Genomic DNA, 19,325 nt, shown 5'->3' with positions numbered 1-19,325 from the left:
GAAATTGTCATGAGTCGTAAACAACTGGCCCTGCTCGAACCGTCATTAGTTCGCCAGGCGCTTATGGATGCGGTGAAAAAGTTGAGTCCGCGCGTCCAGTGGCACAACCCGGTGATGTTTATTGTCTGGGCGGGCAGTGTTCTGACCACCGCCCTGGCGATTGCCATGGGAACGGGCCACATGCCGGGAAATACGATGTTTACCGGCGCCATCAGCCTGTGGCTGTGGTTTACCGTGCTGTTTGCCAACTTTGCAGAAGCACTGGCAGAAGGCCGGAGTAAAGCCCAGGCCAACAGCCTGAAAGGGGTAAAAAAGACTGCCTTCGCGCGCAAGTTGCGTGAACCGAAATACGGTGCGCAGATGGATCACGTTCCGGCGGATGAACTGCGTAAGGGCGATGTGGTACTGGTGGAAGCCGGCGACATTATCCCTTGTGATGGTGAAGTGATTGAAGGCGGCGCATCGGTGGATGAAAGCGCCATCACCGGTGAATCCGCGCCGGTGATCCGTGAGTCCGGCGGCGATTTCGCCTCCGTGACGGGCGGGACGCGCATTCTCTCCGACTGGCTGGTGATCCAGTGTAGCGTTAACCCGGGGGAAACGTTCCTCGACCGGATGATCGCCATGGTGGAAGGCGCGCAGCGTCGTAAAACACCTAACGAAATCGCACTGACCATTCTGCTCGTGGCCTTGACGATCGTCTTCCTGCTGGCAACCGCGACGCTGTGGCCATTCTCCGCCTACGGTGGCACTGCGGTGACCATTACCGTTCTGGTGGCGTTGCTGGTCTGCTTGATCCCAACCACGATTGGCGGCCTGTTGTCGGCTATCGGCGTGGCCGGGATGAGCCGTATGCTCGGTGCCAACGTCATCGCTACCAGTGGACGTGCCGTTGAAGCCGCCGGCGACGTGGATGTGTTGCTGCTGGATAAAACCGGGACCATCACCCTCGGCAACCGCCAGGCGTCAGATTTCTTACCCGCTCCAGGCGTGGATGAAAAAACGCTGGCAGATGCCGCGCAACTCTCTTCTCTTGCCGATGAAACGCCGGAAGGCCGCAGTATTGTGATTCTTGCTAAGCAGCGCTTTAACCTGCGCCAGCGCGACGTTCAGAGCCTGCATGCCACTTTCGTGCCCTTTACGGCGCAAACCCGCATGAGTGGGATTAACATTCAGGATCGCATGATCCGTAAAGGTTCCGTTGATGCGATTCGTCGCCACATTGAAGCCAACAACGGTCATTTCCCACCGGAAGTAGACAACCTGGTTGAGAGCGTTGCCCGTCAGGGTGCCACACCGCTGGTGGTGGCTGAGGGGGCTCATGTTCTGGGGGTGATTGCCCTGAAGGACATCGTCAAAGGCGGCATCAAAGAACGTTTTGCCCAGTTGCGTAAAATGGGGATCAAAACGGTGATGATCACCGGGGACAACCGTCTTACTGCCGCGGCGATTGCCGCCGAAGCGGGCGTCGATGATTTTCTTTCCGAAGCTACACCGGAAGCCAAACTGGCGTTGATCCGCCAGTATCAGGCGGAAGGTCGTCTGGTGGCGATGACCGGGGACGGTACCAACGATGCCCCTGCCCTGGCGCAGGCCGACGTGGCAGTGGCGATGAACTCCGGTACCCAGGCAGCCAAAGAGGCGGGCAACATGGTCGATCTCGACTCTAACCCGACCAAGCTGATTGAAGTGGTGCACATCGGCAAACAGATGCTGATGACGCGCGGTTCGCTAACCACGTTCAGTATCGCCAATGACGTGGCAAAGTATTTCGCCATTATTCCGGCCGCGTTTGCTGCGACCTATCCACAACTGAATGCGCTGAACGTGATGCACCTGCACTCTCCGGCCTCGGCCATTCTGAGCGCAGTGATCTTTAACGCCCTGATTATTGTCTTCCTGATCCCGCTGGCGCTGAAAGGCGTGAGCTATAAACCACTCACTGCGGCCGCCATGCTGCGCCGCAACCTGTGGATTTACGGCCTGGGCGGACTGGTGGTGCCCTTCATCGGTATCAAGGTTATCGACCTGCTGTTGACGCTGTTCGGCCTGGTTTAAAAGGTGATTCAAATGACGATGTTACGCCCCGCTATACTTCTGTTTATTCTGCTGTCTCTTATTACTGGCGGGCTGTATCCGCTGGTGACCACCGCGCTGGGCCAGTGGTGGTTTAAGGATCAGGCCAATGGCTCGCTGATTATGCAAAACGGTGAAAACCGCGGTTCGCGCCTGATTGGACAGAACTTTACGGATGCCCGTTACTTCCAGGGACGCCCTTCCGCCACTGCCGAAAGCCCGTATAATCCGATGGCTTCCGGTGGCAGCAACCTGGCAGGCAGCAACCCAGAGCTGGACAAAGCCGTCGCTGAACGCGTGGCAGCCCTGCGCAGCGCCAATCCTCAGGCCAGCCGCGAGGTTCCCGTGGAACTGGTGACGGCCTCTGCCAGCGGGCTGGACTACAGCCTGACGCCAGCAGCAGTGGCATGGCAGATCCCGCGCGTCGCCGCCGCCCGTCAGTTGACCGTCGAGCAGGTCAGCCAGCTGGTTGCAGAGCACACGCAAAAGCCGCTGGTCAGCTTCATCGGCATGCCTGTGGTAAATATTGTTGAGCTGAATCTGGCGCTGGACGCGCTAAGGAAAAACTAAATGACCGACGAGCCCATGCGCCCGGATCCGGACAGGCTGCTAGAACAGACGGCTGAAGCCCATCGTGGCAAATTGAAAATCTTCTTCGGCGCCTGCGCGGGCGTCGGGAAAACCTTCGCCATGCTGACAGAAGCCCAGCGGCTTCGGGCGCAGGGGCTCGATATACTGATCGGCGTGGTAGAAACCCACGGACGTAAAGAGACGGCGTCGCTGCTGAAGGGGCTGGCCACGCAGCCGCCCCGACGCATCAGCCATCGTGGTCGGTTAGTCACCGAATTCGATCTCGATGCCGCCCTCGCCCGCCGCCCCGCTCTGATCCTGATGGACGAACTGGCGCACAGCAATGCGCCAGGCTCACGCCATCCGAAACGCTGGCAGGATGTCGAAGAGTTACTTGAAGCCGGTATTGACGTTTTCACGACGGTTAACGTTCAGCATCTCGAAAGTCTGAACGACGTGGTGAGCGGCGTGACCGGCATTCAGGTGCGCGAGACGGTGCCTGACCCCTTCTTCGATTCCGCGGACGAGGTGGTGCTGGTCGACCTTCCGCCTGATGATTTGCGCCAGCGCCTGCACGAAGGCAAAGTCTATATCGCCGGCCAGGCCGAGCGCGCCATCGAACATTTCTTTCGCAAAGGCAACCTGATTGCCCTGCGCGAACTGGCTTTACGCCGAACCGCTGACCGTGTTGACGATCAGATGCGTGCCTGGCGTGATCTGCAAGGCCAGGAACGCGTCTGGCATACGCGGGATGCCATCCTCCTGTGTATTGGTCACGGCAGCGGCAATGAAAAACTTGTCCGCACCGCCGCTCGCCTTGCGGCCAAATTTGGCAGCGTCTGGCATGCGGTGTATGTCGAAACGCCGCAGCTACACGCGCTACCAGAAAACCAACGCCGGGCAATCCTGAGTTCGCTGCGCCTGGCCCAGGAGCTGGGCGCGGAAACGGCGACCCTTTCCGATCCTCAGGAAGATAAAGCTATTCTGCGCTACGCGCGCGAACATAACCTGGGGAAGATTGTGATTGGTCGTCGCCAGCACCGTCGCTGGTTTAGCCGCGAATCTTTTGCTGACAAACTGGCTCGCCGCGCGCCTGATTTGGATCTGGTGATCGTTGCACTGGATGACAAACCCACCCCCTTACCGACTCGCGCGCCAGACAGCCGCACCTTTAGCGATAAATGGCGCATTCAGCTTCGCGGTTGCTTTGTCGCCGTCGTGCTTTGCGCCCTGATTACCGTGATTGCCAGCCAGTGGCTGATTGCGTTTGATGCCGCCAACCTGGTGATGGTCTACCTCCTTGGCGTGGTGGTTGTGGCACTCTTTTACGGACGCTGGCCGTCGGTACTGGCGACGGTTATCAACGTTATCAGCTTTGATCTGTTCTTTATTGCCCCCCGCGGAACGCTTGCCGTTTCGGACGTACAGTACATACTCACCTTCGCCGTGATGCTCACCGTCGGGCTGGTGATCGGTAATCTGACGGCGGGCGTGCGCTATCAGGCGCGTATTGCCCGTTATCGCGAACAACGCACGCGTCATCTCTATGAGATGTCGAAATCGCTGGCGGTGGGTCGCACGCCGCTGGATATCGTGCAGACCAGCGAGCAGTTTATCCGCTCGACGTTTCATGCCAGCAACCTGATTTTACTCCCGGACGAACACGGCAAGCTGCGCCCACTGACGTCGGCCACAGGCATGACGCCCTGGGACGAAGCCATCGCGCGCTGGAGCTTTGACAAGGGGTTACCGGCGGGCGCGGGGACAGACACCCTGCCCGGCGTGCCTTATCAAATTTTGCCTCTGCGAAGTGCAGATAAAAACCAGGGGCTGGTTATCGTTGAGCCGTCAAATCTGCGTCAACTGATGATCCCTGAGCAGCAACGACTGCTGGAAACCTTTACGCTGCTGGTTGCCAGCGCGCTGGAACGGCTGGCGCTGACTGCCAGCGAAGAACAGGCTCGTCTGGCAAGCGAGCGTGAGAGTATTCGTAACTCATTGCTTGCGGCGCTCTCTCACGATCTGCGGACCCCACTCACCGTACTGTTTGGTCAGTCAGAAATCCTGACCCTGGATTTGGCGGCAGAAGGCTCTAAACATGCTCTTCAGGCCAGCGAGATCCGCCAGCATGTACTGAATACCACGCGCCTGGTGAATAATCTGCTTGATATGGCGCGTATTCAGTCAGGCGGATTTAACCTCAAAAAAGAGTGGCTCACGCTCGAAGAGGTAGTTGGCAGCGCGCTGAAAATGCTGGAGCCAGGCCTTGGCGGGCGCCATATTGCGTTGAACATGCCTGAACCGCTTACCTTAATTCACGTTGATGGTCCGCTGTTTGAACGGGTGCTGATCAACCTGCTGGAAAATGCCGGTAAGTATGCAGGATCCAGCGCCCAGATTGGGGTCGATGCAACGGTGGAAGATCAGACGCTTCGCCTTGAAGTCTGGGATACCGGGCCAGGTATTCCTGCCGGACAAGAGCTGGCCATTTTCGAAAAATTCGCGCGTGGCAATAAGGAGTCGGCCATTCCGGGGGTTGGGCTGGGTCTGGCCATTTGCCAGGCGATTATTGATGTCCATGGCGGGACCATTTCCGCAGAGAACCGTCCGGATGGAGGCGCGCGTTTTTGTGTTACACTTCCTCTAGAAACCCCGCCGGAACTTAATGAATTACCAGAGGATTTGTGATCAACGTTCTGATTGTTGAAGATGAGATCGCCATTAGTCGATTTCTGCGCGCTGCGCTGGAAGGAGATGGCCTGCGCGTTCATGATGCGGGTACGCTCCAACGGGGTTTAATTGAAGCCGCCACACGCAAGCCGGACCTGGTGATCCTCGACCTTGGTCTGCCGGATGGTGACGGTATTGATTTTATCCGTGAAGTCCGCCAGTGGAGCCAGATGCCGATTCTGGTGCTTTCAGCACGTACTGAAGAGACGGATAAAATCGCGGCGCTGGACGCCGGAGCGGATGACTATCTGATTAAACCTTTCGGCATTGGCGAGCTACAGGCTCGCCTTCGCGTGGCGCTGCGTCGTCACAGCGCCACCACGCCCGCCGATCCCACGTACACGTTTGGTGATATCCAGGTTGACCTTGCCGCCCGGCGCATTGTGCGCGGTGAGGAGGAGATCCATCTCACCCCAATAGAATTTCGACTGCTTGCCGTGTTGCTCAATAACCACGGGAAGGTGCTCACCCAACGCCAGCTACTGAACCAGGTATGGGGGCCAAATGCCGTGGAGCATAGTCACTATTTACGCATATATATGGGACACCTTCGTCAGAAACTCGAAGTCGACCCCGCTCGCCCTCGTCATTTATTAACTGAAACCGGTATCGGTTATCGGTTTATGCTTTGAATAACTATTCATTTTATTTATAAATAAAACTAAGCTCACTTATTAAATATTCTGTAAATAACCCGATGGTTATTTTTCCGTCTTATTTTTGCCCATTCAAAACATTAATAACACAACCCATTAACGCATAACCAACAAATCAGCATTTTGATCTGCGATATTCATCAAAAACGAATATTTATTTCTGATTTGATCGGTTAATGGTGATCTTCTTCACAGTTCATAGCCCTTTCATGGATAAAATGACCATGCTTTCAATTACTGAAAGGAAAATGAAACATGGAAAACAACAATCGTTTAATGCCCCATATAAGGCGGACAACACATATCATGATGTTTGCCCACCGAAACTGCTTTGACTTTCATCTCTTTAATGCCCGGTAGTCCTTCGACTTCTGGCGCACCCGCTTACAGGTCATCCTGAAACTCATTTATTTACAGGCAATTGCCTGTGAACCCGTGCGCTTATTCATCTTAATTCAGACGCATCTGCAACCGGGCAGACTGAATTTCAATCATCAAAAAGCAACTCACTGATTTTAATCAGCGGTCACCCTTTGCTTTTTTTCCGGGAATTTATCGATTTCTTTTTTACAAGGAATCGAGGGACTTCTATTACCTAAAATAAAGAGATAAAGATGAAAAATTTAAAAATCGCAGCCAGCCGTGCATGCCCTGATTGCTTTACCACTCAGCGTGAACTCGTGGATGTCAGAGCCTCTGATTATATTGATGTTGCCGCTATTGTTCTGGCGGTCAGCGATATTTCCAGCGGCATTCTGGAAGAAATAGAAGCCACCGGGTTTGGCATTCCTGTTTTTGTCGCAACACACAAAGAAGAGATCATCCCGGCAGACTATTTATCGCGCATTCACGGCGTTTTCGAACACTCAGACACCAGCAACGACTATTATGGACGTCAACTGGAAGCGGCGGCCCAGAAGTATGAAACCCAGTTGCGACCGCCGTTTTTCCGCGCCCTGGTCGACTACGTGAAACAGGGTAACAGCGCCTTTGACTGCCCGGGGCATCAGGGCGGCCAGTTCTTCCGCCGCCATCCTGCCGGTAATCAGTTTGTCGATTTCTTTGGTGAAACGCTCTTCCGTTCCGACCTGTGCAACGCCGACGTGGCGATGGGCGATCTGCTGATCCATGAAGGTGCACCGTGCATTGCGCAGCAACATGCGGCGAAAGTCTTTAATGCCGATAAGACCTACTTCGTGCTGAATGGAACGTCATCATCCAACAAAGTAGTGCTTAACGCCCTGCTCACTCCTGGCGACCTGGTCCTGTTTGACCGTAACAACCATAAATCGAACCATCACGGTGCCCTCCTCCAGGCAGGTGCAACACCGGTCTATCTGGAAACAGCCCGTAACCCGTACGGCTTTATCGGGGGTATTGACGCCCACTGCTTTGAAGAGAGTTATCTGCGCGAGCTGGTATCAGAAGTCGCACCAGGCAGAGCGCGTGATGCACGTCCGTTCCGCCTGGCGGTAATCCAGCTAGGTACTTACGATGGCACCATTTATAACGCTCGTCAGGTGGTAGATAAGATTGGCCCTCTGTGTGACTACATCCTGTTTGACTCAGCCTGGGTAGGTTACGAGCAGTTTATTCCGATGATGGCCGACTGCTCTCCACTGCTGCTGGAACTGAACGAAAACGACCCGGGCATTCTGGTGACCCAGTCCGTGCATAAACAACAGGCTGGCTTCTCGCAAACCTCGCAGATCCACAAGAAAGACAGCCACATTAAAGGTCAACAACGCTATGTGCCCCACAAGCGTCTGAATAATGCCTTTATGATGCACGCCTCCACCAGCCCGTTCTATCCGCTGTTTGCCGCACTGGATATTAACGCCCGTATGCATGAAGGCCAGAGTGGCCGCAACATGTGGATGGACTGCGTGGTCACCGGTATCGAAGCGCGTAAGCTGATCCTGCAGAATTGCCAGTATCTGCGTCCATTCGTGCCAGATATGGTGGATGGTCGTCCGTGGGAAAGCTGGGAGACGGCGGAAATCGCTACCGATCTGCGCTTCTTCCATTTTGTTCCCGGTGAGAACTGGCATGCTTTTGAGGGCTACGCCGAACATCAATATTTTATCGACCCGTGCAAACTGCTGCTGACCACGCCAGGCATTAACGCGCGTACCGGCGAGTATGAGGATTTCGGGGTACCAGCCACAATCCTTGCCAACTTCCTGCGTGAAAACGGCATTGTGCCGGAGAAATGCGACCTCAACTCGATCCTGTTCCTGCTCACCCCAGCAGAGGATATGGGCAAGCTGCAACAACTGGTGGCACAGCTGGTGCGCTTCGAAAAACTGCTCGAGAGCGATGTTCCGCTGAAAGACGTCCTGCCTTCTCTTTACAAACAACATCCTGAGCGTTACGCAGATTACACCCTGCGCCAGATTTGCCAGGAGATGCATGACCTGTATGCCCGTCACAACGTGAAACAGCTGCAAAAAGAGATGTTCCGCAAATCCCACTTCCCACGCGTGATGATGAATCCACAAGATGCGAACTACGCCTATCTGCGCGGTGAAGTTGAACTGGTGTCCCTGCGCGACGCGGAAGGTCGCATCGCTGCCGAAGGCGCACTCCCTTATCCACCAGGAGTGTTGTGTGTTGTCCCAGGGGAAGTCTGGGGCGGTTCCGTACTGCGCTACTTTGCCGCACTGGAAGAAGGCATCAACCTTCTGCCTGGCTTCGCACCGGAACTGCAGGGCGTGTATGTCGAGGAGTGTGAAGGGCGCAAAGAGGTTCGCTGCAACGTCATCAAACAACCCACCGCTCAGCCTGCACTGCTGAAAGGAGAGAAATTATGAGTAAATCCAACAAAATGGGCGTGGTGCAGCTGACCATCCTTACCATGGTTAACATGATGGGGTCAGGGATCATCATGCTGCCGACCAAGCTTGCAGAAGTGGGAACCATTTCGATTATCTCCTGGCTGGTGACCGCCGTAGGGTCAATGGCACTGGCATGGGCCTTTGCCAAATGCGGGATGTTCAGCCGCAAGTCAGGCGGGATGGGGGGGTATGCAGAATACGCCTTTGGTAAGTCAGGCAACTTTATGGCCAACTATACCTATGGTGTGTCATTGCTGATCGCCAACGTGGCGATTGCCATTTCCGCCGTGGGTTACGGTACGGAGCTGTTTGGTGCCACGCTGAGCCCGGTACAAATTGGGCTGGCGACCATCGGTGTGCTGTGGATCTGCACCGTGGCTAACTTTGGCGGCGCGCGTATCACCGGACAGCTCAGCAGCATCACCGTCTGGGGCGTGATTATCCCGGTTGTTGGCCTGTGCATCATCGGCTGGTTCTGGTTCAGCCCGACCTTGTACGCGAACTCCTGGAACCCTCACCATGTACCGTTCTTTACCGCAGTGGGTTCTTCCATTGCCATGACACTTTGGGCCTTCCTCGGTCTGGAATCTGCCTGCGCGAATGCGGAAGTGGTTGAGAACCCTGAGAAGAACGTGCCGATTGCAGTCCTCGGCGGAACGCTGGGCGCGGCGGTGATCTATATCGTCTCGACTAACGTGATTGCCGGGATTGTGCCAAACATGGATCTGGCTAACTCTACGGCGCCGTTTGGTCTGGCCTTTGCGCAGATGTTCACGCCAGAAGTCGGGAAAGTGATCATGGGCCTGATGGTGATGTCCTGCTGCGGTTCACTCCTCGGCTGGCAGTTCACCATCGCTCAGGTCTTTAAATCCTCGGCTGACGAAGGGTACTTCCCGAAAATCTTCTCCCGCGTCACCAAAGCGGATGCACCGGTGCAGGGCATGCTGGCGATTGTCATCTTCCAGAGTGGATTATCGCTGATGACCATTAGCCCGTCGCTGAACAGCCAGTTCAACGTGCTGGTTAACCTGGCGGTCGTGACGAACATCATTCCGTATATTCTGTCGATGGCGGCGCTGGTGATTATTCAGAAGGTGGCGAAGGTGGATCCACGCAAAGCGCGGGCGGCCAATATCGTGGCGCTGATTGGGGCAATCTACAGCTTCTATGCGCTCTACTCATCCGGCCAGGAAGCGATGCTTTACGGCGCAATGGTCACCTTTATGGGCTGGACGCTGTACGGTCTGGTGTCACCACGGTTCGAGTTAAAGAATAAGCACAGCTAAAAAAAAGGGAGCCATTCGGCTCCCTTTTTCATTCTTACGCGTTTTTCAACACTTCACTGACAATCTCTACCGCTTCTTTCTCAATCTGCTGACGATGTTCAGCGCCGAGGAAGCTTTCGCAATAGATCTTGTACGCATCTTCGGTACCGGATGGACGCGCGGCGAACCAGCCGTTTTCAGTCATCACTTTCAGGCCGCCAATAGAGGCTCCATTACCCGGTGCAGCCGTCAGGCGTGCAGTGATCGGGTCGCCAGCCAGCGTGCTCGCACTGACCATCTCCGGAGAGAGTTTGGACAGGGCGGCTTTCTGAGCTGAAGTCGCCGATGCCTGAATACGGTTATAGCTTGGTGCACCAAAGCGTGCAGCCAGCTCATTGTAGTGTTCCTGCGGGTTTTTACCGGTGACAGCGGTAATTTCCGCCGCCAGCAGGCACATAATGATGCCGTCTTTATCGGTTGACCATGGCGTGCCGTCGAAACGCAGGAAAGATGCCCCGGCGCTCTCTTCACCGCCAAAACCGAAGCTGCCGTCGTGCAGACCGTCAACGAACCATTTGAAGCCCACCGGCACTTCCACCAGCTTGCGGCCCAGCGCGTCGACCACACGGTCGATCATCGCAGATGAGACCAGCGTTTTGCCCACAGCAACCTCTTTGCCCCACTGCGGACGGTGCTGGAACAGGTAGTTAATCGCTACCGCCAGGTAATGGTTCGGGTTCATCAGCCCTGCCGGGGTGACGATACCATGACGGTCGTAATCCGGGTCGTTGGCAAATGCCAGATCGAATTTGTCGCGCAGCGCCAGCAGGCCCGCCATCGCACATTCAGAGGAGCAGTCCATACGGATTGCGCCGTCTTTATCCAGGTGCATGAAGCGGAAGGTCTGATCGACGTGATCGTTCACGATGGTCAGATCCAGCTTGTAATGCTCAGCAATGCGTTTCCAGTATTCAATACCGGAGCCACCGAGCGGATCCACACCCAGCTTCAGACCGGCTTTCTGAATCGCCGCCATGTCGACGATATCCGCCAGCCCTTCAATAAACGGCTGCACAAGATCCAGCTCTTTCACATGACCAGATGCCATCGCAGCATCCAGAGAAATACGCTTCACACCTTTCAGGCCATCGGCTAACAGAGCGTTAGCACGATCTTCCACCACTTTGGTGACGTTAGTATCAGCCGGGCCGCCATTAGGTGGGTTGTATTTGATACCACCATCTTCCGGCGGGTTGTGGGATGGCGTGATAACGATCCCGTCAGCCAGCGCGCCCCCTTTCTTGTTGTGCACAAGAATGGCGTTAGACACCGCAGGCGTTGGCGTGAATCCGTTATTCTCCTGAATAATCACATCAACGCCGTTTGCGGCCAGCACTTCCAGGACAGAAATGAATGCCGGCTCAGACAAAGCATGGGTATCTTTTCCCACATAGCATGGACCGGTAACGCCATTTTTGGCGCGCTCTTCCGCAATGGCCTGAGCAATGGCCAGAATGTGCGGTTCGTTAAAGCTATGGCGCGCCGCGCTACCGCGGTGACCAGATGTACCAAACTTCACGGCGTGTTCTGCATTGCCCACAACCGGCTTCAGAACGTAATACTGCGCGGTCAGCTGAGCGACATTAATCAAATCGCTTTGTTGTGCAGGTTGGCCTGCACGGCTGTGATTTGCCATTACCGGGTCCTTCTGATGCAAGGGTTAAATTGTACCGCAAACCTTTTCAATCAATTCCGCCGGGAACTGCATAGACTGCATGATGTGTTCAATCATGCTGCACTTGCGGCCCGTATTGGTATTGGTGATCACCCAGTACGGAGTGCCAGGGACATGTTTGGGTTTGGTTTGATTGCCATTTTGCAGCAGCGTTTGCTCGTCACCCGCGAAATAGACGCGAGTACGACCGTGCAGCGACTCGGTCGCTTCAGCAAACGCTTTGTTATCCAGTGAGTAGAGTGTAGACAGCACCAGCATAAAGCGGTTAACCGCCTTTTTTTGCTCCGCATATTCATCGGACAGCAGCAGCTCGCGCATCGCCCGCACTTTATCTTTTGCCGGTGTCACGGCAGGTTTTGCTTGTGCAACAACGCTCTGCTGAGACACGACATCTTTGGTAACTGGGGTGACAGGCTGTGAAGCGGCGGAAATTTTAAGCATGCGCCGTAAAATGTCGGACGCACTCTCCCCGATATGCCGCGTCTGGCTGGCAATATACTGATAGAGTTCGTCATCAACTTCGATTGTTTTCATCTTAATCCAGTGCGATATCTTATCTGAATACAAGTCATTGGGATTATAAGGTCAAATCCCAACAGCGGATAGCGTCAAACCAGGTTGGCGGCAAAAGTCAGATTAAACTGGAACCTTGCAGCCGGGCGGCAGAATGGTCAACATGATACCCTAACCTGACATACGTAAAAAAAGAACTTTGCCATGAAATTGAATACCCGAGCGCAAACTGCACAATCGCCGAACAATAATTCTCCCATCGTACTGGTTCACGGACTTTTTGGCAGCCTGGATAACCTGGGCGTGCTGGCGCGCGATCTGGTTAGCGATCACGACATTTTGCAAGTCGACATGCGCAATCACGGTCTTTCAGGGCGCTCAGAAGAGATGACCTACGCGGCAATGGCGCAGGATCTGCTGGATACGCTGGATGCCAACAACCTGCAAAAGGTCACCCTCATCGGGCATTCAATGGGCGGCAAAGCGGTAATGGCCCTGACGGCGCTGGCACCTGAGAGAATTCAGGGTCTGGTGGTAATCGATGTTGCTCCGGTGGATTACGACGTTCGACGCCATGACGAAATTTTCGCGGCGATCAACGCGGTAACAGAGGCTGGTGCCACAACGCGTCAACAAGCGGCTGCCGTCATGCGTGAGCATCTTGATGAAGAAGGTGTCGTGCAGTTCCTGCTGAAGTCATTCGTTGACGGACAATGGCGTTTTAACGTGCCGGTGCTCTGGGAGCAGTACAACAATATCGTAGGCTGGGAAACGGTACCTGCCTGGCCACACCCTACCCTCTTTATTCGTGGCGGTAACTCGCCTTACGTCACCGACGCGTACCGCGACGCATTGCTGGCGCAATTCCCGCAGGCTCGCGCCCATGTTATCGCCGGGGCCGGACACTGGGTTCACGCGGAAAAACCTGACGCCGTATTGCGCGCCATTCGCCGCTATCTTGCTGATACTGCAAATTGATTAAAAAGAGAGCGACTGGAAGGCTGCAGGCTTCCAGTCGTTGGCGTGCCGTTTTTGGTGATGTATGATGGCGCGCTTATCGCCCGGGCATTAGCAGGGCGGCGTGTTTCCCCCGAAGTCTCAGAATCATGGCCAAAGAACAAACGGACCGTACGACACTAGATCTGTTCGCGAATGAGCGTCGCCCGGGACGACCGAAAACGAATCCGCTTTCGCGCGATGAACAGCTGCGTATCAATAAACGCAATCAGCTTAAACGCGATAAAAATCGTGGGCTTAAGCGTGTCGAACTGAAGCTCAACGCCGACGCCGTCGATGCGCTTAACGAGCTGGCTGACGCGCGAAATATCAGCCGCAGCGAACTCATTGAAGAGATGTTGCTCGTCCAGCTTGAGACGTTACGCAGCCAGGCATAAGTCTGAAAATCCCCTTTATCGCCCTTTTCATGTAGCACAGAGTGCAGTCCTGCGCGATAGCTGTTTCCGCAGGGTTGCCAGTTCTGCTATTATTGCCCTTATCCGTGGCCTAATTGCGCCACCATACTATTAAGTTTCAAGAGGTTATTTTACTCATGGCAATCATCGGCATTTTCTTCGGCAGTGATACCGGCAATACCGAAAATATCGCAAAAAACATTCAAAAACAGCTCGGTAAAGACGTTGCTGATGTGCATGACATCGCCAAGAGCAGCAAAGAAGATCTCGAAGGCTATGACATTCTGCTGCTGGGTATTCCAACCTGGTACTACGGTGAAGCCCAGTGTGACTGGGATGATTTCTTCCCGACGCTGGAAGAAGTTGATTTCAACGGCAAGCTGGTTGCCCTGTTTGGCTGTGGCGATCAGGAAGACTACGCAGAATATTTCTGTGATGCGCTGGGTACCATCCGCGATATCATTGAGCCAAATGGCGCGGTTATCGTAGGCCACTGGCCAACGGCGGGTTACCACTTCGAAGCCTCTAAAGGCCTGGCTGATGACGATCATTTCGTGGGTCTGGCCATCGACGAAGACCGCCAGCCTGAACTGACCGCAGAGCGTGTTGAGAAGTGGGTTAAGCAGATCCGTGAAGAACTGCACCTGGATGATATTCTGAACGCCTGATTTTTATCGTGGCGCAACTGCGGTTGCGCCACGCCCCAGGTCAAACCGATTAAATTAATTGCTACAATCTTTTAACTTTTTCGCCCAGACCTGTACAATGTCTCCCTGAAAAATGTGGTTTCCATTGAGCAAGTTTGTCGGTGATACCCCATTTTTATAAGCATATTTTGCCTGAGACTTGCTGTTTTCATTTAGACATGGCAGTTCTATAATGAGACGCATTATCCAAGGTGCATTTTCTGTCACTTCCTACAGAAGTGAATCGTTTAGCAACAGGACAGATTCCGCATGACTGACAACAATACCGCATTAAAGAAGGCTGGCCTGAAAGTTACGCTTCCTCGGTTAAAAATCCTTGAAGTGCTTCAGGGTCCAGACAATCACCATGTCAGTGCGGAAGACCTTTATAAACGTCTTATTGACATGGGCGAAGAAATTGGGCTCGCTACCGTCTATCGCGTGCTGAACCAGTTTGATGACGCGGGCATTGTTACCCGTCATAATTTCGAAGGCGGTAAATCTGTATTCGAACTGACCCAGCAACAGCACCACGATCACCTGATCTGCCTCGACTGTGGCAAGGTCATTGAATTTAGCGATGACTCCATCGAAGCGCGCCAGCGTGAAATCGCGGCTCGTCATGGCATCCGCCTGACCAACCACAGCCTGTACCTGTATGGTCACTGTGCTGAAGGTGATTGCCGCGAAGACGATCACGCGCACGACGCTAAATAACTCAAGCTTTCATACTCTGAGCCAGCCGCGAGGTTGGCTTTTTTTTGCCTGTTATTTGACGCAAAAAAGCCCGGTAGCGTTGTGCTACCGGGCATGATGACAGAGAATTATTTGCTGTTGTTACTGCGAATCTCTTTCCAGATCTGGTCGCAACGCTTCGCCACTTCCTGATCGTTTCCGGTTTTACGTGCCTGAATACAGGCCTGGTAATCCATCACGCGAACGTTTTCCTGTGTGGCGAACTGCTCATGTGCCTTCTCTTTCTTCAGCACATTCAGCACGCTCTGACAGGCTTCGATCTTCTCCGGTGAACCTTCCGCTGTGTTAATGCAGGCGCTATACGCCTCTTTAAGACGCGAGTCCTCTTTCGGTGCCTGCTCCTGCGCACACCCCGCCAGCCCCGCAGCCAGCAACGCGACGATTACGATGTTTTTCATCATGTTCTGTCTCCATTAGAAGATAGTGAATGGAGCGATAACCATGAATTTCACGTCACGCTCATCCTGGAAGATGTTGCCGTAACCGCCTGCGTAGCTCGGAATGTCGGAGTGGTTGTCATACTGGGTGAAGTGCAGTTTGAACATCGTGCCTTTCGCGCGGCCGTCCTGCAGGGTGTAGATAGCATCCAGGCTGTAAGAAGACTCTTTCAGGCGATAGTTTGGATCGTAGTAAGCGTCCGGTGTAGCCATATCTGCAGGTTTTGCATCCCAGGCATAAGCGTAAGATGCACCCACCGCCCAGCCTGGCAGGTTCCAGTTTTTCAGATCATACATCGCGCCGAAGAACACCGCTTTTTCGCCGTCGGCGTTGAAGTCAGAGCGGTTATCCCACCAGATATCAAGACGACCGTTAGACGATGCATAGGTTGGGGTCATACGCTGCAGGAAGTACCCCTGCTGCCCTTCCGCTTTCACCCATGTGCCTTCCAGACGCAAATCAACCTGTCCGACTTTGTAGCCGAAGGTGAGTGCCTGCAACCACGCGGTGCCGTCATAGATATCATTGACGCCACCATTACTGACTTTGTCGCGCGTACCGTAGAACTGGTAGCTGGTGCTCAGCGGGCTACCCGCGATATCAAATTTATAGCTGGCCTTGGCAAAGTACTGATCGATGTAACCTTGAGCCTGGCCAAATGCCGCCTCAAGTACCAGGTCGTTTTTAAAGTCGTATTTAGCACCCAGTGAATGGAGATAATCTACTTTGGTTTTCTTATCGTTCTGGTAGAACTTGTCCATTTCAATGTGCCATGGTGCTTTGTACTCGTTGGTCCACATATAGGAGAAGCTCAACGCACCTGCATCACCGTAATCAAAGTTGGCACCCGCTTCCGCACCCTGGTAAGTACCCGGCATAAAGCTCCAGTGTGGTGCTAACAATGTCTGACCGGTTGGCTGAATATAACCACCGCGCGCCCATACCGGGCCGTATTTGAATTTCGCTGCTGCCTTATACAGGCTGATACCGCTTTTATCTCCGGACCAGTCTTCTTTATAGGCTTTATTACTGGAGGAGAATGCGATTTCGTTCGGGTGGGCGCTGTCGCCGTTTTCCGCCATTTCAATTGCCGTGAATGCAGCAATATCCAGACCGAACATATCGGCAGCATAACCAGACTGGAAATCCAGATTGGCGTTCCAGGTGGAGTGAGAAAGGTTGGTTTTGTATTTGTCTTCAGTGACGTCTTTACGGTCACGTTCACGCTGCCAGTAGTAAATCCCCCCCGTGAGGGTTGAATCATCAATAAAACCTGCTGCCTTCGCCTCTGGTGCAATCACCAGGCCCGACATTGCTGTCACACCGGCAATAGCCAGCGCCAGCGCACTACGTTTGCCACTGAACGTACGCATAGATTATTCCTCTTTGACGAATTAAAACGCCTTAAACGGCGAAAAATATAAAAGACCTAAAGGTCAGGGGTAGTTAGAAATACCCTCGAATTAACTACCGCCTTTAGGTTATTTTTCGCGACGCGAATTATCAATGCTTTTCAGCGAGCAAAAGTCAGGATTATGACGAAGTGCACATAATTGGTAGTGATTTGTAACATCTGTGCCAATGCGAGGATTTACAGGGAATAACGCGTATTTTGAGGGAGTGCCGACCGTTTATTCTGCGTATTTTTTGTCCTTAAGGCTATTCGTAAATATTGAAACTTTTTTTGAGTAAAATAAGTAGCACCTCATTGACCTGAATTTCGCACATACCTTATTTGAGCTGCGCGTTAATGGCCTGATCGTTAAATAAAAAAACGCCGCTTATCGCGGCGTTTGTCTCTCATTGACCAGAATGGCAATATTATTCGCCGATCTTAGCCCAGGTGTCACGCAGACCAACGGTACGGTTAAACACCGGTTTTTCCGCCGTGCTGTAACGGCTATCCAGGCAGAAGTAACCTTCGCGTTCGAACTGGAACGCTTTACCCGCTTCGGCCGCTTTTAAAGACGGCTCGGCATAACCCTGTTTAATTACCAAAGATTCCGGGTTGATCGTCGCCAGGAAGTCTTCGGCAGCACCAGGGTTAGGGACACTGAACAGACGATCGTACAGGCGAATTTCAACAGGCAGCGCGTGTGCAGCGCTTACCCAATGGATAACGCCTTTCACTTTACGGCCATCAGCCGGATCTTTGCTCAGGGTTTCAGCATCATAAGAACAGAAGATGGTGGTGATATTGCCTTCAGCATCTTTCTCTACGCGCTCAGCCTTGATGACGTAAGCATTACGCAGGCGCACCTCTTTACCCAATACCAGACGCTTGTACTGCTTGTTCGCTTCTTCGCGGAAGTCAGCACGATCGATCCAGATTTCAGCGCTGAACGGTACGTCGCGGCTACCCATTTCCGGTTTATTCGGATGGTTAGGCATGGACACCAGCTCGCTTTCACCCTGCGGGTAGTTTTCGATAACCAGTTTCACTGGATCGATGACTGCCATTGCGCGCGGAGCGTTTTCGTTGAGATCTTCACGAATGCAGGATTCCAGAGACGCCATTTCAATGGTGTTATCCTGCTTAGTCACACCGATGCGTTTGCAGAACTCACGAATAGAAGCGGCGGTGTAACCACGACGACGCAGACCAGAGATGGTCGGCATACGCGGATCGTCCCAGCCTTCAACGTGCTTGTCGGTAACCAGCAGGTTCAGCTTACGCTTGGACATCACGGTGTATTCCAGATTCAGACGAGAGAACTCGTACTGACGTGGATGCACAGGGATAGTGATGTTATCCAGTACCCAGTCGTACAGACGACGGTTGTCCTGGAACTCCAGCGTACACAGAGAGTGAGTAATGCCTTCCAGCGCATCGCTGATGCAGTGGGTGAAGTCATACATCGGGTAGATGCACCACTTGTTACCCGTCTGGTGGTGTTCCGCAAACTTAATGCGGTACAGCACCGGGTCACGCATCACGATGAACGGAGATGCCATGTCAATTTTGGCACGTAGACAGGCTTTGCCTTCTTCGAAGCCACCGGCACGCATTTTTTCAAACAGCGCCAGGTTCTCTTCCACGCCGCGATCGCGGTACGGGCTGTTTTTGCCCGGCGCAGTCAGCGAGCCGCGGTATTCACGGATCTCATCGGCAGACAGCTCGTCGACGTACGCCAGACCTTTGTTAATCAGCTCTACCGCATAGGCATACAGCTGATCAAAATAGTCAGAGGAGTAGCAGATGTCGCCAGACCAGTTAAAGCCCAGCCATTGCACGTCGTTCTTGATGGACTCAACGTATTCGATGTCTTCTTTTACTGGGTTGGTGTCATCGAAACGCAGGTTGCACTGCCCCTGGTAGTCCTGGGCAATGCCAAAGTTCAGGCAGATAGATTTCGCGTGACCAATATGCAGGTAACCGTTCGGCTCCGGCGGGAAACGCGTATGAATTGTGGTGTGCTTACCACTGGCCAGATCTTCATCGATGATCTGACGAATAAAGTTACTCGGGCGGGCTTCTGCCTCACTCATCGTGGATTCCTCAAAGCGTAAACAACGTATAACGGCATATGATCTTATAAGCCGGACGTAGTGACAACCCTTAAAACGGCTCTGAAGAAAATAATGGGGGCATTTGCTGCAAAAAAAAGCGGCGAGGGATATCCCCCGCCGCTTAAGGCATGACTCTACTCA

The 19,325-nt window shown here is 53.6% G+C and carries 16 protein-coding genes; 11 read left to right on the top strand and 5 right to left on the bottom strand.

Annotated features, from left to right (window positions below; genetic code table 11):
• Positions 1-9 precede the first annotated feature (9 nt).
• The 7 genes from kdpB (at position 10) to potE (ending at position 10,155) form a co-directional block, all read left to right on the top strand.
• On the top strand, positions 10-2,058 hold the full coding sequence (gene kdpB, locus ACLHV9_RS06920) for a potassium-transporting ATPase subunit KdpB (protein WP_028019447.1): 2,049 nt from the start codon (positions 10-12) through the stop codon (positions 2,056-2,058).
• Between the two features lie 12 nt (positions 2,059-2,070).
• On the top strand, positions 2,071-2,646 hold the full coding sequence (gene kdpC, locus ACLHV9_RS06915) for a potassium-transporting ATPase subunit KdpC (protein WP_108090589.1): 576 nt from the start codon (positions 2,071-2,073) through the stop codon (positions 2,644-2,646).
• Positions 2,647-5,334 (top strand): two-component system sensor histidine kinase KdpD, encoded by a 2,688-nt coding sequence (gene kdpD, locus ACLHV9_RS06910; RefSeq protein WP_049005344.1) that lies wholly within the window; start codon positions 2,647-2,649, stop codon positions 5,332-5,334. It begins immediately after the preceding gene.
• Positions 5,331-6,008 (top strand): two-component system response regulator KdpE, encoded by a 678-nt coding sequence (gene kdpE, locus ACLHV9_RS06905; RefSeq protein ID WP_049005345.1) that lies wholly within the window; start codon positions 5,331-5,333, stop codon positions 6,006-6,008. Before kdpD ends, kdpE begins: the two co-directional genes overlap by 4 nt.
• Before the next feature lie 279 nt (positions 6,009-6,287).
• Complete coding sequence (gene speFL, locus ACLHV9_RS06900; RefSeq protein WP_003858645.1) at positions 6,288-6,392, top strand: leader peptide SpeFL; 105 nt, start codon at positions 6,288-6,290, stop codon at positions 6,390-6,392.
• A gap of 254 nt (positions 6,393-6,646) precedes the next feature.
• Positions 6,647-8,845, top strand: a complete 2,199-nt coding sequence (gene speF / locus ACLHV9_RS06895; RefSeq protein ID WP_114980067.1) for an ornithine decarboxylase SpeF — start codon at positions 6,647-6,649, stop codon at positions 8,843-8,845.
• On the top strand, positions 8,842-10,155 hold the full coding sequence (gene potE / locus ACLHV9_RS06890) for a putrescine-ornithine antiporter (RefSeq protein WP_014831099.1): 1,314 nt from the start codon (positions 8,842-8,844) through the stop codon (positions 10,153-10,155). The genes speF and potE overlap by 4 nt, the downstream gene beginning before the upstream one ends.
• Positions 10,156-10,189: 34 nt before the next feature.
• Here the strand turns inward: potE and pgm are convergent, their stop codons facing one another.
• The gene (gene pgm / locus ACLHV9_RS06885; RefSeq protein ID WP_028019452.1) at positions 10,190-11,830 is read right to left on the bottom strand and encodes a phosphoglucomutase (alpha-D-glucose-1,6-bisphosphate-dependent); all 1,641 of its coding nucleotides are present in this window, start codon (positions 11,828-11,830) and stop codon (positions 10,190-10,192) included.
• A gap of 24 nt (positions 11,831-11,854) precedes the next feature.
• Positions 11,855-12,403, bottom strand: coding sequence for a replication initiation negative regulator SeqA (seqA, locus tag ACLHV9_RS06880; protein WP_108090591.1), 549 nt, complete (start codon positions 12,401-12,403; stop codon positions 11,855-11,857).
• A 183-nt stretch (positions 12,404-12,586) separates the two neighbouring features.
• Between seqA and ybfF the strand changes: the two genes are divergently transcribed.
• The 4 genes from ybfF to fur all read left to right on the top strand — a co-directional run bounded on the left by ybfF (position 12,587) and on the right by fur (position 15,197).
• The gene (ybfF, locus tag ACLHV9_RS06875) at positions 12,587-13,360 is read left to right on the top strand and encodes an esterase (protein ID WP_049005347.1); all 774 of its coding nucleotides are present in this window, start codon (positions 12,587-12,589) and stop codon (positions 13,358-13,360) included.
• A gap of 128 nt (positions 13,361-13,488) precedes the next feature.
• Positions 13,489-13,776 (top strand): LexA regulated protein, encoded by a 288-nt coding sequence (gene ybfE / locus ACLHV9_RS06870; protein WP_028019455.1) that lies wholly within the window; start codon positions 13,489-13,491, stop codon positions 13,774-13,776.
• Positions 13,777-13,931: 155 nt separating this feature from the next.
• On the top strand, positions 13,932-14,462 hold the full coding sequence (gene fldA / locus ACLHV9_RS06865; protein ID WP_008501067.1) for a flavodoxin FldA: 531 nt from the start codon (positions 13,932-13,934) through the stop codon (positions 14,460-14,462).
• A 288-nt stretch (positions 14,463-14,750) separates the two neighbouring features.
• A complete protein-coding gene (gene fur, locus ACLHV9_RS06860) occupies positions 14,751-15,197 on the top strand; it encodes a ferric iron uptake transcriptional regulator (RefSeq protein WP_014169146.1) in 447 nt (148 codons plus the stop codon).
• 107 nt (positions 15,198-15,304) lie between these two features.
• Here fur and chiQ read toward each other — a convergent pair whose 3' ends face one another.
• From chiQ to glnS, 3 genes are all read right to left on the bottom strand, one after another.
• Complete coding sequence (gene chiQ / locus ACLHV9_RS06855) at positions 15,305-15,634, bottom strand: ChiQ/YbfN family lipoprotein (RefSeq protein WP_049005351.1); 330 nt, start codon at positions 15,632-15,634, stop codon at positions 15,305-15,307.
• 15 nt (positions 15,635-15,649) lie between these two features.
• Positions 15,650-17,047 (bottom strand): chitoporin ChiP, encoded by a 1,398-nt coding sequence (gene chiP, locus ACLHV9_RS06850; RefSeq protein WP_028019457.1) that lies wholly within the window; start codon positions 17,045-17,047, stop codon positions 15,650-15,652.
• A 448-nt stretch (positions 17,048-17,495) separates the two neighbouring features.
• Positions 17,496-19,163 (bottom strand): glutamine--tRNA ligase, encoded by a 1,668-nt coding sequence (gene glnS / locus ACLHV9_RS06845; RefSeq protein ID WP_407220312.1) that lies wholly within the window; start codon positions 19,161-19,163, stop codon positions 17,496-17,498.
• Between the last annotated feature and the right edge of the window lie 162 nt (positions 19,164-19,325).

It is taken from the genome of Enterobacter sp. CPE_E890 (assembly GCF_046521475.1).
Lineage (GTDB): Bacteria > Pseudomonadota > Gammaproteobacteria > Enterobacterales > Enterobacteriaceae > Enterobacter > Enterobacter adelaidei.
Note: the sequence above shows the minus strand (reverse complement) of the source record. Positions and strands in the feature narration are given on the sequence as shown.